Raw genomic sequence first — 14,225 nt, forward strand, 5'->3', positions numbered from 1 at the left:
CAAGGTTTCGACCCCCCATTCCAGTCTGGGAGGACTGTTGCCATGTCCGCAGCCCTGGCGCATGCGCCGATGCCGACCGACGCCGCGAACCCCGCCGGCGGCCTGACGATTCGCGGCATCGCGAAGTCCTTCGGGCCCGTCCGCGTGCTTGAAAGCATCGATCTCGACATCCGGCCGGGCGAATGCATCGCCGTTCTCGGCGAGAACGGCGCCGGCAAGTCCACCCTGTCCTCCATCATCGCCGGCGTCGTGCCGCCGAGCGCCGGGGCGATGACCTGGAACGGCGCGCCCTACGCGCCGCGCTCGCCCGCCGAGGCGCTGTCGCAGGGCATCGGCCTCATTCACCAGGAAATGCGGCTCCTGCCGGAGCTCTCCATCGCCGAGAACGTCTTCGTCGGCCGACTGCTGATGAAGAACGGCCGCGTCGACCGCGCCGAGATGGTGCGCCGCGCCGAGATCCAGCTACGCCGTCTCGGCCTCGACGTGCCGGCCACCGCCAAGGTCGGCACGCTGAAGGTCGCCGCCCAGCAGCAGGTCGAGATCGCCAAGGCGCTGACGCTGGAAGCCCGCCTCCTGATCTTCGACGAGCCGACGGCGGCGCTCGGCGGCGACGAGACCGACCGGCTGTTCGAGCAGATCCACCGCCTGAAGGCCGAGGGCGTCGCCTCCGTCTACATCTCGCACCGCCTGGAGGAGATCGCCCGGATCGCCGACCGCATCGCGGTGCTGCGCGACGGCCGGCTGATCGCCGTCCACGAGACCTCGGCCGTGCCGGTGCGCCAGCTCGTCGAGGAGATGGTCGGGCGCAGCGTCGACCGGCTCTTTCCCGAACTGCCGGCGCCGCAGCCGCGCGAGGTCCTCGCCGTCTCCAACCTCACGGCGGCGGCCGGCGCCTTCCGCGACATCTCCTTCTCGGTGCGGGCGGGCGAGATCCTCGGCATCGCCGGCATCGTCGGCGCCGGGCGCACCGAGCTGGTGCGGGCAATCGCCGGCGTCGACGCGCTGGCCGGCGGCGAGGTGCGGCTGGAGGACCGTCCGCTGCGGCTCACCCAGCCGCGCGACGCGATGGAGGCCGGCATCGTGCTGGTGCCCGAGGATCGCAAGGCGCAGGGCCTGCTCCTGAAGCAGACGATCGAGAACAATGTCGCCGTCGGCAATTTCGACCTCATCGGCAGCGGCGGCTGGGTGCGGCCGACCGACAAGCGCGCCTTCGCCGAGAAGGCGATCGCGGCCATGGGCGTGAAGGGCCGGCCGGAACAGCTCGCCGGCCGCCTGTCGGGCGGCAACCAGCAGAAGGTCGTCATCGCCAAGTGGCTGGCGCGCAATCCCAAGCTCTTCATCATGGACGAGCCGACGCGCGGCGTCGATGTCGGCGCCCGGGCGCAGATCTACGCGGCGATCGTCGCGCTCGCCCGCTCCGGCATGGCCGTCATCGTCGTCTCCTCGGATCTCGAGGAGGTGATCGGCCTGTCGCATCGCGTGATGGTGCTGTCGCGCGGCCAGAATCGCGGCATTCTCGAACGCGGCGCGGCGACCCATGTCGCCATCATGGAACGCGCCACGACCTGACCGGCCGCCGGATCAATCCTCAGAACGGAACGACCATGAAGCTCTTCGACCTATCCGGCCAAGTCGCGCTCGTCACCGGGGCGGGCAGCGGCATCGGCCAGCGCATCGCGATCGGCCTCGCCGAGGCCGGCGCCGACCTCGCCCTGCTCGACCGCCGCTCGGACGACGGCCTGGCGCAGACGGCCTCGGCCATCGCCGCCAAGGGCCGGCGCAGCCTGTCGCTGGCCGCCGACGTGACCAAGGCCGAGGCGCTGGCTGAGGCCGTCGCCCGCACCGAGGCCGAGCTCGGCCCGCTCGCCCTCGCCGTCAACGCCGCCGGCATCGCCAATGCCAATCCGGCGGAGGAGATGGGCGAGGACCAGTTCCAGACGATGATAGACATCAACCTGAAGGGCGTCTTCCTGTCCTGCCAGGCCGAGGCGCGCGCGATGCTGGCCCATGGGCGCGGCGCGATCGTCAACATCGCCTCCATGTCGGGCGTCATCGTCAATCGCGGCCTGTCGCAGTGCCATTACAACGCCTCGAAGGCGGGCGTCATCCATATGTCGAAATCCATGGCGATGGAGTGGGTCGGGCGCGGCATCCGCGTCAACACGATCAGCCCCGGCTATACGGCGACACCGATGAACACCCGGCCCGAAATGGTGCACCAGACGAAGCTCTTCGAGGAGCAGACGCCGATGGGCCGCATGGCCAGCGTCGACGAGATGGTCGGCCCAGCGATCTTCCTCCTGTCGGAGGCCTCCTCCTTCGTCACCGGCGTCGACCTTCTGGTCGATGGCGGCTTCTGCTGCTGGTGAGCGCGATGCGTCGCAAGCTCGCCGCCGGCAACTGGAAGATGAACGGCTCGCGGACGGCGCTGGCGGAGGTGGAGGCGCTAATCGCCGCCCATCCCGCGCCCGGCTGCGAGATGCTGCTCTGCCCGCCCGCGACGCTCATCGCCGCGATGGCGGCGACGGCGAAGGGCGGCCCGCTGAAGGTCGGCGGCCAGGACTGCCATCACAAGCCCTCCGGCGCCCATACCGGCGACCTTTCGGCGGCGATGCTCGCCGAGGCGGGGGCCAGCCACGTCATTCTCGGCCATTCCGAGCGCCGCGCCGACCATGGCGAGACGAGCGCGCTGGTGCGGCAAAAGGCGGAGGCCGCGAAGGCGGCCGGCCTCGTCGCGATCGTCTGCATCGGCGAGACCGAGGCCGAGCGCGACGCCGGGCGCGAGCTGGACGTCGTCGGCGGGCAGCTCGCGGAGTCCCTGCCCGATGCCGCGACGGGCGCCGACACGGTGATCGCCTACGAGCCGGTCTGGGCGATCGGCACCGGCCGCACGCCGAGCGAGGCGCAGATCGCCGCGATGCACCGCTTCCTGCGCGAGCGCCTCGTCGCCCGCTTCGGCGAGGGGGGCGAGGCCTTCCGCCTGCTCTATGGCGGGTCGGTGAAGCCGGACAACGCCGCCGCGATCTTCGCCATCCCGGATGTCGACGGCGCGCTGGTCGGCGGCGCCTCGCTGAAGGCCGGCGATTTCGGCGCGATCATCACGGCGCTCGGCAACTGACGCGATGTCATCGGCCCGAGGACAACCATCGAGGGTCCGGTGACAAAGTCTTAAGATCGACCGCGCTAGATCTTTGGCCAGCCAATCGTTCGTCGGGAGGGACGCGACGTACACGACACGAGCTGGACCCATGCTGCGCAGGAACGAATGCGACGAGATCTACAGGGCACTGGTCGCGGAACTCGCCTATAGTATCGTGCCGACCGCGATCATGAGCGCGACGCTTTTCGGCGTCGGGCTCTATGCCTATCTTCAAGCCGGCGAGCTGCGGCTCATCGCCGTCACGCTCGTCGGCACGCTCCTCAGCCTCGCCAAGATCGGCCTCATCCTCGCGCATCAGCGGCAGAGCGCGCGAGTCCTCGTCTCGACGCCTCTCGCCCGACGGTTCGAAGCCATGCATGCCGTCATCACCTGGCCGATGGCAAGCTCGGTCGGGGCGCTCGCGGCGGCGATGTTCCATGCGCCGGTCGAGTCCCTCCACATCGTCGCCACCGCCCTGCTCTTCGGCTATTGCGCCGGCGTCGTCACCCGCCTGTCGATCCGGCCTTTGATCAGCGCGACGGCCGTGATGCTGGCGGCGGCTCCGCCGCTCGCCACGGCCGCCCTGTCCGGCGTGGGGCCGCATATGATCGTCGCCTCGATCTTTCTGGTCTTCCTGCTCGGCTCCCTGGAAACGATCGGCTATGTCTACCGCACGGCGAAGGACCAGATCACCCTGCGCCTGGAGATGGCCGCGCTCGCCCGGCGCGACCCCCTCACCCATCTCCTCAACCGGCTCGGCCTGCGCGAGGCCTTCGATCAGCTGAAGCAGCGGCCCGGCACGGTGGTCGCGCTTCACGTCCTCGATCTCGACGGGTTCAAGGCGATCAACGACACCTATGGCCACCATTCCGGCGACCGGCTGCTGAAGGAAGTGGCCAACCGGCTGAACGGTTTCGCGGAAGGCGGCGCGATCGTCGCCCGCACCGGCGGCGACGAGTTCGTCATCGTCCAGCCCGGCGCGGCGCCGGAGGTCGCGCCGGACCCCGCGCTCGGCCCCGCCATCCATGCCAAGCTGACCCGCCCCTACGCCTTCGCCACCGGCGAGGAACATCGCATCGGCCTCAGCCTCGGCTATACGGTCGCCGCCATCGGCGAGGCGGCGCTGGAGGATCTCATCCGCTGCGCCGACCATGCCGCCTATGCGGCCAAGCGCGGCGGCGGCGGCGTCCGCCACGCGCCCTATCCGCCGCCCGCCGCCCGCGTCGTCATGGCGAGGGCCTGACGGCCGGTTCAGGCCTCGCTTTGCGACGCCCCGCCCGTCGCGCCGCGCAGCCATTGCCGGAAGGCGACCAGCGGCGGGAAGCGGTCGCGCTCGCGCGGCCAGACGAGGTGATAGTTCTCCGCCGAGCGCATCGGGCGCTCGATGATCGGCACCAGTTCGCCGCGCTCGATCTCCTTGGCGACGAGGACGGTCGGCAGAAGCGCGACGCCGAGACCGGCCATCGCCGCCTGGGCCATGGTCGCGAACTGGTCGAACAGCATGCCGGTCACGCCCTCGGCCGGCACGTCATTGGCGATGAACCACTGTTCCCAGGCGTCCGGGCGCGAGGTGATGTGGAGGAGCGACAAGGCCCGGAGCCGGCTCGGATCGCCGTCGACCGGATGGCTCGCGACGAAATCCGGGCTCGCCATCGGCACCACCTCCTCGGCCATCAGCGTCATGTGATGGGTGCCCTGCCAGTTGGGCGCGCCGAAATGCACCGCCGCGTCCATGTTGTCGAGGCGGAAGTCGAACTCGACGAGGCGGGTCGCGAGATTGATGGTGATGCCGGGATGGCGCGCCAGGAAATCCGGCAGGCGCGGCGCCAGCCAGCGCGTGCCGAAGGTCGGCAGGATGGCGAGGTTGAGCGTGCCGCCGCAGGGATTGGCGCGCAGGTTGAGCGAGGCGGTGGAGATGCGCCGCAGCGCCTCGCGGATGTCGCGGGCATAGGCCTCGCCCGCCGGCGTCAGCCGCACGGTCTGGCGCTCGCGCAGGAAGAGCTCGACGCCGAGCTGCTCCTCCAGCGCCCGGATCTGCCGGCTGATGGCGCTCTGCGTGAGATTCAGCTCGCGCGCCGCCGCCGTGAAGCTCCCCGTCCGCGCCGAGGCCTCGAACGCGCTGAGAAGGCCGATGGAGGGAAGAAACCGACGCGGCGTCTGCATGGGGCCATTCCAGAATGGAATGGGGGGCATTGGCAACCGGTTTCGGCGCGGGCGCGGGCAAGCTGTGAGAAGGCGCGGGCCGCGCTGCCGCTTTCTTCTCCCCAGCGGGGAGACGTGCCGGCAGGCGATGAGGGGTCGGCGCAGCCGAGGGGCCTCGGTCATTCTCCACCGCCGCAGGCCCCTCACCCGGCCGCTTCGCGGCCACCCTCTCCCCGCAGGGTAGAGGAAGGGCGCCTTTCCGCCCCCGACTTGGCTGCATCCGCCGCTTCTTCGGCGCCGAATAAAGCGGAGGCCGCAAAGCTTCCTCCTTCTCCCGAGTCGGGAGAAGGTCGCGGCAGCGGGATGAGGGAATGACGGGCGCCGGCGTCTGCGTCCGGTGGTGGATGCCAGCATCCGAGCCCTACGGCTCCCTCACCCGCCTGCCGGCACCCTCTCCCGATTCGGGAGAGGGACGCGGTGGCGCCCTTCCCACCTGTCCTGACCGCTTGCGAGAAGGTGCCGCCGCGCCACCGCGTTCTTCTCCCCTGCGGGGAGAAGTGCCGGCAGGCGATGAGGGGTCGGCGCAGCCGAGCGGCCTTGGTCATTCTCCACCGCCGCGTGCCCCTCACCCGGCCGCTTCGCGGCCACCCTCTCCCCGCAGGGGAGAGGAAAGGCGCCCTTCCGCCCCGACTTGGATGCATCAGCCGCTTCTTCGGCGCCGAATGCGGCGGGGGCCGCGAAGCTTCCTCCTTCTCCCGAGTCGGGAGAAGGTCGCGGCAGCGGGATGAGGGAATGGCGGGCGCCGGCGTCCGCATCGAGCGATTGACGCCAACGTCGGCGCCCCACGCCTCCCTCACCCGCCTGCCGGCACCCTCTCCCGACTCGGGAGAGGGACGCGGCGACAACGGATCCGCCTCATCGAGGCGGCGGGTCGAGATCGCGGAGGCCGAGGGCGGCGAGGAGGGGGGGGTCGAGGGCGTGGCTGCGGTCGTCCATCACGCCCATGCCGTCGAAGAGGTTCCACAGGGCCCAGCCGAAGCCCGAAGCTTCGGCGCTCTTGCGCACGTCGCGCAGATAGCGCAGGCGGTCGGCGCGCCCCGCCGCGACATAGCGGGCGTCGCTGCCGAGGGCGCCGAATTCGCCGAGGAGGATGCGGGAGGGCGGAAGGCCGTGGCGCGCGCCCCAAGCGGCAACGCGCGCCATGTAGCCGTCGACGAACCAGCGGGCCGGCCGCGCCGCGAAATATTCCGTCATGACGCGCACCGTCTCGGCATAGGCGGCCTCGCGTCGCTCGGACGTCAGCGCCGGGTCCGCTGCCATGCGGCGGCGCACGGCGGCGAGCACCGTTTCGAGATCGCCTTGGTCGGCCGGCCAGGGCACCTCGTTCAGCGCCCGGTAGACCGGCTCGCGCATCCAGGGCGCGCCCTGATGGGTGAAGAGATAGGGCTCGTAGAAATGGAAGGTGAAGAGCGTCGGCCCGGCGAGGAGGTCCGGCGCGGGGTCGAGCGCCTCCAGCCCCGGCACCATGCTGCCGCAGGCCCCGGTCGCGACATAGGCGAGATCCGGCGCGGCCTCCCGGCAGGCGCCGACGAGCCGGGCCTGGAGGAGGCTCCAGGCCGGCGCGCCGCAGGCGCCCGGCGGCTCGTTCACCGGCTCGATGGCGAGACGCGGGTCGCCAAGCCGCGCCAGCATGCCCGCGACGGTGCCGGCGAGCCGCAGATAGCCTTCCAGAAGCGGCGCCTCCGGCGCGCCGAACATCCGCTCGGGATTGTAGAAATGCGTCGCGCCGTTCGCCTGGAGATTGACGACGACCGAAAGGCCCGCCGCGAGCGCCGTCTCGACGGCACCTTCGAGATTCGAGACGAGCGCCTGGCGTCGCGCCCCCTCGAAGAACAGGAAGGGGCCGGGATCGACCGGTAGCCGCACGAAGTCGAAGCCCGCCGCGGCGAGGCGGCGCAGATCGCTCCCGGTCGGCACGGGTCGCCCCTCCTGGAAGGGAGGCCAGGCATAGTCGGTGCGCGGCGCCGGATATTCGCGCGTCAGCGAGAACCAGGGCCAGAGATTGACGCCGCGCCGCAGAACGGGCGGCGCGGCGCGGCGCGGCGCCGGAAGGGCGGCGGACGCGACGAGACCGGCGCCGGCGACGCCGAGGAAGCCGCGCCGCGTTAGGGGCGGCGCGCCCGTCACTCGGCCGGGCCGCGCGTCGGCACGGCGATCTCCGGCGGCGGGCCGGCGCTCGCCGCCGGACGGCCGAGCGAGGCCTCGGCGGGGCGCGGCTCGCGATCCGGCGCGACGGCGGGGCGCGTCTGCTCCAGAAGCTGCGCCTCGTAGGCGCCGAGCACCGAGGGCCAGTCGAAGCGCGCCGCCTCCCGCCAGGCGATGGCGCGGACCTCGCCGGGCTCGCGACGCTCGGCGAGCCGGGCCTCCAGCGCGGCGACGAACTCGTCGCCGGTGCGGAAGAAGCGTGCCGCCGCGCCGGCCGTCCAGCGGTTGAACGCGTTGTCGTGCGCAATCACCGCATTGCCGGCCGCGAGCGATTCCACCAGCGAGGGATTGGTGCCGCCGACCGTATGGCCGTGCAGATAGGTGAAGGCATGGAAGCGCAGCGCCTGGACCTGGGCGGGATCGTAGAGGCCGCCGGTGAAGACGACCTCCGGCCCGGCGGCATCGAGCAGCGCCCGATGATAGGGGATGGCGGGATCGAGATTGCCGAGCACCGCCAGTTTCTTCCCGCGCGGCCGGCGGGAAAAGCCCTCCACCATCGGCAGGATGCTGTTGTCGGGCTCGAGCCGGGCGATGGAGACGAGATAGTCCTGCGGCGACAGGCCGAGCGCCGTCACCGGCTCCACCGGCGCGTCGGTCACCATGTCGCTGCCATAGGGAATCATCGCCGTCGCCGCCCGTGCCCGCCGCGTCGCCAGATGGTCGGCGATGGCGGGATGATCGGCGATCATCCGGTGCGAGGTCCAGGCCGCGATCCACTCGTTCGTCCAGAACCAGGTCTTGGCCGCCATGCCCCATTTCGCCCGGCGCCATTCGATGCCGTCCATATTGGTGACGACGCGCCGGCCGTGGAGGCGCAGATACGGAAGAAAGGCGGCGCCGTTATAGCCGAGCACCAGATTCACCGCGTCGCGCCGGGCGGCGTCGCGCACGCAATGCCAGTCGAAGACGAGGGTGGAGAGCGGCCCTTCGGAGGGCACCGCCACATGGAGAAGATCGATGCCGCGCCACGTCTCCGTCATCAGACGCGAACCGGAAACGGCGCGCTGGTCCTGGCAGTAGACGCCGACCTTCCAGCCGCGATCGACGAGAAACAGCGCGAGATGTTCGGCGAAGGTTTCGAAGCCGCCATGGGCGGCGGGGATGCCGCGCGTCCCCAAAATCAACACAGACCGACCGTGCATTGCCAAGATCCGAACGACGCAATAGGCATATGCTTAGCCGGAAACATTCTGCGGATCGCCTAAGTCATTATGTCTAATTCGAAGCATAAAGGTTGTTTCGAAAGAACTACGCCGCTCGATGGATCGAGAGACGTTTCGCAAGGAAAGTCGGTTCAACTGCACGTCGGCATCGCGCCGATGTCCCCGTCAGACGAGGCTCTCTCCGTCGTGCGCATCGCATGTATCCATCAAGGTTACGAGCTCTACGGCTCCGACCGCAGCTTCGTCGAAACCGTCATGACGCTACGGAATGCCTATCCGTCGGCGGAGGTCGAGGTCGTCCTGCCGCGCGACGGGCCGATCGTGGCGGCGCTCCGTCCCTTCGCGACCGTCATCCGCTTCGAGCCGCTCTTCGTCCTGCGCCGGCGCGGTCTGGCGGCGCAGCTCCTCGCCGCCCCGGTCCGCCTGCCGCTGGCGCTCTGTCGCGCGGCGCGCCGGCTGGCGCGCTCCGACCTCGTCTATGTCAACACGGTCGTCGTGCTCGACCACATCCTCGCCGCGCGGCTGGCGCCGAACCGGGCCGTCCTGCATATCCACGAGATCCCGGAAGGGCGGGCGCGCGCCGTCTTCCGCGCGCTTCTCGCCTGGAGCCGAGCCCGGATCGTCTTCAATTCCAACGCGACGCGCGCCGCCTATGACCTGCCGGCCGGCGCCCGCGCGCGCGTCGTCTATAACGGCATCGCCGATCCCGGCCCGCCGGCGGGCGCGGCCTATGACGGCGAGCGGCCGCTGCGCGTCCTGATGCTCGGCCGCATCAGCCGCATCAAGGGCCAGGAAGTGCTGGTCGAGGCCCTGGCGCTGCTGCCGGAGGCGGTGCGCCGTCGGGTGGAGCTGCGCATCGTCGGCAATGCCTTCGAGGACGCGGAGCGCGAGCGCGCCCTCGCGGCGCTGGTCGCGGCGCGAAACCTCACCGCCGAAGTGACGCTCTCGCCCTTCGTGCCCGATCCGTCCGACCATTACCGCTGGGCCGATATCGTCGCGGTGCCCTCCCGCCGGCCGGAATCGCTCGGCCGCGTCGCCATCGAGGCGATGGCCTTCGGCCGGCCGCCGGTCGTCTCCGCCATCGGCGGGCTGACCGAGGTGGTGGCCGATCGCGAGACGGGCTGGATCGTGCCGCCGGACCGGCCGGAGGCGCTGGCCGAGGTGCTGGAAGAGGCGGTGACGCAGCCGGCGGCCTGGCGCGATTTCCGCGCGGCGGGCCGCCGGCGCTACGAGCGGCTCTTCAGCGCCACGGCCGTCGCCACGGCCATCGCCGGTGTCGCGGCGGAGGTGCTCGGCGCCGCGCCGGCCGGAACGGCGGCGCGCGCCCCGATCGCGGCGGAGGCGGGACGATGAGGGCGGCACCGGCCGCGCTGCTGCGCCGCGGCGCGCTGATGCTCAGCGGCGAGATGCTGCAGAGCGCCTTTCATTTCGCGCTGAACATCGTTCTCATCCACCAGCTGGCGCCGACCGATTACGGCATCTTCGCCATCGTCATGCTGATGGGCGGGCTGGCGCTCACCTATATGCGCTCGCTCGCCGGGCTGCCGGCCAATCTCCTGATTCCGGCCCATGCCGGGCGCCGCCGCGCGCTGCCCTTCGAAGTGACCTTCGGCACGGTGGCGGCCTTGTCCGCCCTCGCCATGGGCCTCGCCACCGCCGCGCTGCTCGCGCTCTGGCTGCGCTCGGACAGTCTCGTGGCCGGCGGCGCCTTCGTCGCGCTCTGGGCCCTGCGCAGCTATCTGCGCAGCCTCGCCTTCGCCAAGGGGCGGCAGGGCGAGGCGAGCCTCGGCGACCTGACCTTCGCGCTGACGGGCGCGCTGCTCGTCGCCGGCTTCGCGCTCGGCTGGCGCGGGGCGGACCCGCTGAACAGCGTGTTCATGCTTCTCGCCGCCGCCAATGGCGCCGGCATTCTCATGGCGCTCGGGCTGGCGCGGCGCTGGCCGCGCCTCACCCTGCGCCGGTCGATGCGGCGGCGCTACGGCACGATCGGCCGGCAGGTCCTCTGGTCGGTGCTCGGCACGACCACCACCAATATCCAGGGCCAGGGCCAGGTGATGCTGATCGCCGCCTGCGCCGGCCCGGCCGCCTATGCGCCGCTCGCCGCGATGACGGTGATGTTCGCGCCGCTGCGGATGCTGACGGCGGCGATCGGCAACATGGTGCAGCCCGAGCTGGCGCGGCTCTGGCAGGCGGGCGCGACGGAAGCGGCGCTGCGGATCGCCCGGCGCTGGACGCTCGGCGTCGCCCTCGTCGGCATTCTCTACGGCGCGGTCGTCGTGACGCTGGTGCCCTTCCTCCGCTTCCCCGTCTTCGACGGCCAGCCGGTGCTGCTCATCGGCCTCCTGACCTTCGCGACCGCCCTGCCGCCGCTCTTCTACCTGATGCCAAGGCTGCTGCTCGAAGTGCGGCGCTCCTTCCGCCTCGCGGCGGCGATCGGGCTGGCGGGCGCGGCGATCGGCATGGGGCTCGTGGCGCTGATCCTCCTGGTGGCGACGCCGCCCTGGGCGCTCGTCGGCGCCTTCGCCTCCGAGGCGACGGTGCTGGCCGGCTCGCTTCTGGCGATCCTGCGGCCGGAAGCGCTGCGGTTCCGGGGCTCCGGCGCCGGCGCGAAGACCTGGGCGCCGGCCCGGCGCGCCGGGGCATGACGGCGATGGCGGACGAGCGGAGCCCGGAGGGAGCGCGAATGATGACGGAGCAAACGCGCGAGACGGAGATCGCCATCATCGGCGCCGGCATGGCGGGAACGAGCGCGGCGCTCGCCCTCGCCCGCCTCGGGCATGGCGTGGCGCTGATCGACACCCACGCGGCCTATCCGCCGGACTTCCGGGCCGAGAAGCTCGGCGACCCGCAGGTCGCGCTTCTCCAAAGGCTCGGCCTCGACGCGGCGGCCCGATCGGTGCTGACGCCGATGGACGACATTCTCGTCTATCGCTTCGGCCGGCCGGTGCGGCGCGAGAGGCGGCGCGAATACGGATTCGCCTATGCCGATCTCGTCAACGCGCTGCGCGCCGAGCTCGGCGGCGAGATGCTGCGGGTCGGCCGCGTCGCCGCGATCGAGGCGGGGCCGGAGCGGCAGGCGGTGACGCTGAACGACGGCAGCCGGATCGAGGCGCGGCTCCTCGTCGTCGCCACCGGCCTCGGCGACACGGTGCGCCGGCAGGTGGGCATCGGGCGCGAGACGATCAGCAGGACCCATTCCCTGTCGATCGGCTTCGACCTCGCCCGTCCCGCCGCCGCCCATCGCTTCCAGACGCTGACCTATTACGGCTTCCGCGCCGCCGACCGGATGGCCTATGTGACCTTCTTCCCGATCGGGGAGACGATGCGCGTCAATCTCTTCGTCTATCGCGAGCCGGGCGAGGCCTGGACGAAGGCCTTCCGCAAGGCGCCGGCCGAACATCTGCGGCGCCTCGCGCCGGAACTGTCGCCGCTTCTCGGCGACTTCGCGACGGCCGGCGCCGTCGAGCTGCGGCCGATCGATCTCGTCGAGGCGCGCGATCATGTCCGCGACGGGGTGGTGCTGATCGGCGACGCCTTCCGCACCCCCTGCCCGGTGGTCGGTCACGGCCTCGAACGGACGCTGACCGACGCGGTGCGGCTCGCCCATTACGCGCCGCTCTGGCTGGCGACACCGGGCATGGGCGCGGCCAAGCTGGCGGAGTTCTATGCCGACGCGGAAAAGCGGGCGGCGGACGAGCAGAGCACGCGGCTCGCGCTCTATTCCCGATCGATCGCCGTCGATCCGCGCCTGCCCTGGCGCCTGCGCCGCCTGCGCAACCGGGTCGTCCGCAAAGGCCTCTACGGCATGGGCGACATGTGGAACCGGCTGCGGCATCGCGGCTTCGACCGCGAGCCGCTGCGCCCGGAAGCCGGCGGGTCCTGATCAGGCGCGGCGCGGCCGGAAGCGGAAGGGCGCGGCGGCCGAGCCGTCGATGAACTCGTGGCCGCCGGCGGCATTCAGGCTGTGCAGCCGCCGCCCCGGCCAGTTCGGCCCCGGCCGCAGCACGGCGGTCACCGTCTGGGCGAAGCCCTCGCGGTCCAGGCGGTCGACGCGGGCGAGCGCCAGCGCCGCGCCATAGCCGGCGCCGCAATCCTGCACCGGGCGCCAGAGCGCGCCGCCCCGCCGCAGCATGGCGCCGGCGGGCCGCGCGGCCGCGATGTCGATCAGCACCGGATTGCCGGGATGGGGCGTCCAGGGCCCCCGGAAATCCGGCGCCCACCAGAGATGCAGCGCATCGGAAAAGGCGCCGCCGCCGTCGCGCACCGTGGCGAAGAGCCACCAGGTGCCGTCCTCCTGTTCGACCAGCGTCGCGTCGCTGGCGGTGACGCCGGAGACGAGCGTCGCCTCGCGCACCCAGCCGCCCGGAAACGCCGTCGCCCGGAAGAGTTCGATCGTGCCGGCGCCGCCGGTCTCCGGCACCATCCAGATCTCGCCCTCCCGCGCGAAGACGAAGGGATAGGAGAGGTGGCAGGACCATTCGAGCACCGGGCGCGGCGCGCCGACCGGCCCGTCCGGCCCGATCTCCACCGCCGAGATCAGACCCTTGCCGAGCCGGTGCACGAAATCCTCGACGAAGAGCCAGAGCCGGCCCGCATGCTCGATCGCGAAGGGATCGGCATAGAAGCGCCGGCCGTCGTCCGGCAGGTCGCGCCAGCCGCCGGGCAGCGCGCCGCCATGGTCCCAGACGCTGCCGCCCTCGATCCGCCGCCAGCCGATCCGCCAATGCGGGGAATCGAAGGCCAGCCGATAGAGCCGGCGCGCGAGGCCGAGCGTCAGGAGCCGACCGATCCGCTCCGCCAGGACGGCGGGCGCGAGCGGCGGCGCCGGCGGCGGGACATCGGACGGCAGAAGGCGCGGCGCCGCGCGGCCCGCATCCTCGGCGGCGAGCGTCGCCAGGATCAGCGTCGCCGTCCGCGCCAGGGCGTCCTCGAAGGAGGCCCTGAGGATGCCGCCGTAATCCGTGCCGAGCCGCGCCGCCGCGACGATCCGGTTTCCCTCGCGGATCTCGGCCACCGGGTTGCGGCCGGCGAGAAGCGCGGCGAGAAGCGCGTCCTCGCCCGGCGCGCCGTCGAAGGTGACGCGCCAGTGCCGGCCGGGCACCGTCGGCGCGTCGAGACCGGCGGAAAGGTCGATCGTCAGTTCGGGCGAGGCGGCAGCGGGCATGGCGGGCGGCAGGTCCGCCGTCGCCAGACGGGTCGTGGCACTGTCGCGGGCGAGGCCGAAGACGAGGCGTTCCAGTTCGAAGAGCAGCGCCAGACCGGAGGGCGGCGCGACGGCGCTCGCCGCCGGCACGAGGTCCACGGCGCCGGAATGCCGGGCGGCGAGGCGCGCCCGCAGGGCGGGATGCCAGCGGCGGGGGCGGCTGCCGTCGATCAGAAGGCGCAAGGGACGTCCTGGCCGCTCGGCCGGCGAATCGTGCATCGGGCCGCGCTCCGCTCGCATCGGGATGCCGGCTGGCGGCATGCGCCCAGCTTACGGCCCGATCCCCTTCGGATCGGTAAAATCCGCGACCGGA

11 protein-coding genes are annotated in these 14,225 nt (G+C 71.9%); 7 read left to right on the forward strand and 4 right to left on the reverse strand.

Annotated features, from left to right (window positions below):
- Positions 1 to 42: 42 nt before the first annotated feature.
- From IEY14_RS15970 to IEY14_RS26180, 4 genes are all read left to right on the forward strand, one after another.
- Positions 43 to 1,569, forward strand: coding sequence for a sugar ABC transporter ATP-binding protein (locus IEY14_RS15970; RefSeq protein WP_188910235.1), 1,527 nt, complete (start codon positions 43 to 45; stop codon positions 1,567 to 1,569).
- A gap of 35 nt (positions 1,570 to 1,604) precedes the next feature.
- Positions 1,605 to 2,369, forward strand: a complete 765-nt coding sequence (locus IEY14_RS15975; protein ID WP_188910237.1) for an SDR family oxidoreductase — start codon at positions 1,605 to 1,607, stop codon at positions 2,367 to 2,369.
- A gap of 5 nt (positions 2,370 to 2,374) precedes the next feature.
- Positions 2,375 to 3,118 (forward strand): triose-phosphate isomerase, encoded by a 744-nt coding sequence (tpiA, locus tag IEY14_RS15980; protein WP_188910778.1) that lies wholly within the window; start codon positions 2,375 to 2,377, stop codon positions 3,116 to 3,118.
- Positions 3,119 to 3,248: 130 nt separating this feature from the next.
- Entirely contained in the window at positions 3,249 to 4,382 is a 1,134-nt protein-coding gene (locus IEY14_RS26180; protein WP_188910239.1) for a GGDEF domain-containing protein, read from the forward strand.
- An 8-nt stretch (positions 4,383 to 4,390) separates the two neighbouring features.
- On the opposite strand, the gene IEY14_RS15990 is transcribed toward IEY14_RS26180, so the two are convergent.
- The 3 genes from IEY14_RS15990 to IEY14_RS16000 form a co-directional block, all read right to left on the reverse strand.
- A complete protein-coding gene (locus IEY14_RS15990) occupies positions 4,391 to 5,302 on the reverse strand; it encodes a LysR family transcriptional regulator (protein ID WP_188910241.1) in 912 nt (303 codons plus the stop codon).
- Positions 5,303 to 6,196: 894 nt separating this feature from the next.
- Complete coding sequence (locus IEY14_RS15995) at positions 6,197 to 7,468, reverse strand: glycoside hydrolase family 5 protein (protein ID WP_188910243.1); 1,272 nt, start codon at positions 7,466 to 7,468, stop codon at positions 6,197 to 6,199.
- On the reverse strand, positions 7,465 to 8,688 hold the full coding sequence (locus IEY14_RS16000) for a DUF1972 domain-containing protein (RefSeq protein WP_188910245.1): 1,224 nt from the start codon (positions 8,686 to 8,688) through the stop codon (positions 7,465 to 7,467). The genes IEY14_RS15995 and IEY14_RS16000 overlap by 4 nt, the downstream gene beginning before the upstream one ends.
- Before the next feature lie 177 nt (positions 8,689 to 8,865).
- Between IEY14_RS16000 and IEY14_RS16005 the strand changes: the two genes are divergently transcribed.
- From IEY14_RS16005 to IEY14_RS16015, 3 genes are read left to right on the forward strand one after another with little or no spacing between them, the layout of a single operon-like run.
- Positions 8,866 to 10,062, forward strand: coding sequence for a glycosyltransferase family 4 protein (locus IEY14_RS16005; RefSeq protein ID WP_188910247.1), 1,197 nt, complete (start codon positions 8,866 to 8,868; stop codon positions 10,060 to 10,062).
- Positions 10,059 to 11,354 (forward strand): polysaccharide biosynthesis protein, encoded by a 1,296-nt coding sequence (locus tag IEY14_RS16010; protein ID WP_188910250.1) that lies wholly within the window; start codon positions 10,059 to 10,061, stop codon positions 11,352 to 11,354. Before IEY14_RS16005 ends, IEY14_RS16010 begins: the two co-directional genes overlap by 4 nt.
- 41 nt (positions 11,355 to 11,395) lie before the next feature.
- Positions 11,396 to 12,592 carry an FAD-dependent oxidoreductase gene (locus IEY14_RS16015; RefSeq protein WP_188910251.1) on the forward strand — a complete coding sequence of 399 codons (1,197 nt, stop codon included), beginning with the start codon at positions 11,396 to 11,398 and terminating at the stop codon, positions 12,590 to 12,592.
- On the opposite strand, the gene IEY14_RS16020 is transcribed toward IEY14_RS16015, so the two are convergent.
- Positions 12,593 to 14,131, reverse strand: coding sequence for a glucosamine inositolphosphorylceramide transferase family protein (locus IEY14_RS16020; RefSeq protein ID WP_188910253.1), 1,539 nt, complete (start codon positions 14,129 to 14,131; stop codon positions 12,593 to 12,595).
- Between the last annotated feature and the right edge of the window lie 94 nt (positions 14,132 to 14,225).

The sequence above is a fragment of the Aureimonas endophytica genome (assembly GCF_014642635.1).
GTDB classification, from domain to species: domain Bacteria; phylum Pseudomonadota; class Alphaproteobacteria; order Rhizobiales; family Rhizobiaceae; genus Plantimonas; species Plantimonas endophytica.

What these genes read in the sequence shown, in the direction of transcription:
- IEY14_RS15975 (WP_188910237.1), top strand. Translation starts at nt 1,605, where the DNA reads ATGAAGCTCTTCGACCTATCCGGCCAAGTCGCGCTCGTCACCGGGGCG.
- IEY14_RS16000 (WP_188910245.1), bottom strand. Translation starts at nt 8,688, where the DNA reads ATGCACGGTCGGTCTGTGTTGATTTTGGGGACGCGCGGCATCCCCGCC.
- IEY14_RS16005 (WP_188910247.1), top strand. Translation starts at nt 8,866, where the DNA reads ATGTCCCCGTCAGACGAGGCTCTCTCCGTCGTGCGCATCGCATGTATC.
- IEY14_RS16010 (WP_188910250.1), top strand. Translation starts at nt 10,059, where the DNA reads ATGAGGGCGGCACCGGCCGCGCTGCTGCGCCGCGGCGCGCTGATGCTC.
- IEY14_RS16015 (WP_188910251.1), top strand. Translation starts at nt 11,396, where the DNA reads ATGACGGAGCAAACGCGCGAGACGGAGATCGCCATCATCGGCGCCGGC.
- IEY14_RS16020 (WP_188910253.1), bottom strand. Translation starts at nt 14,131, where the DNA reads ATGCACGATTCGCCGGCCGAGCGGCCAGGACGTCCCTTGCGCCTTCTG.
- tpiA (WP_188910778.1), top strand. Translation starts at nt 2,375, where the DNA reads ATGCGTCGCAAGCTCGCCGCCGGCAACTGGAAGATGAACGGCTCGCGG.
- IEY14_RS15990 (WP_188910241.1), bottom strand. Translation starts at nt 5,302, where the DNA reads ATGCAGACGCCGCGTCGGTTTCTTCCCTCCATCGGCCTTCTCAGCGCG.
- IEY14_RS15970 (WP_188910235.1), top strand. Translation starts at nt 43, where the DNA reads ATGTCCGCAGCCCTGGCGCATGCGCCGATGCCGACCGACGCCGCGAAC.
- IEY14_RS26180 (WP_188910239.1), top strand. Translation starts at nt 3,249, where the DNA reads ATGCTGCGCAGGAACGAATGCGACGAGATCTACAGGGCACTGGTCGCG.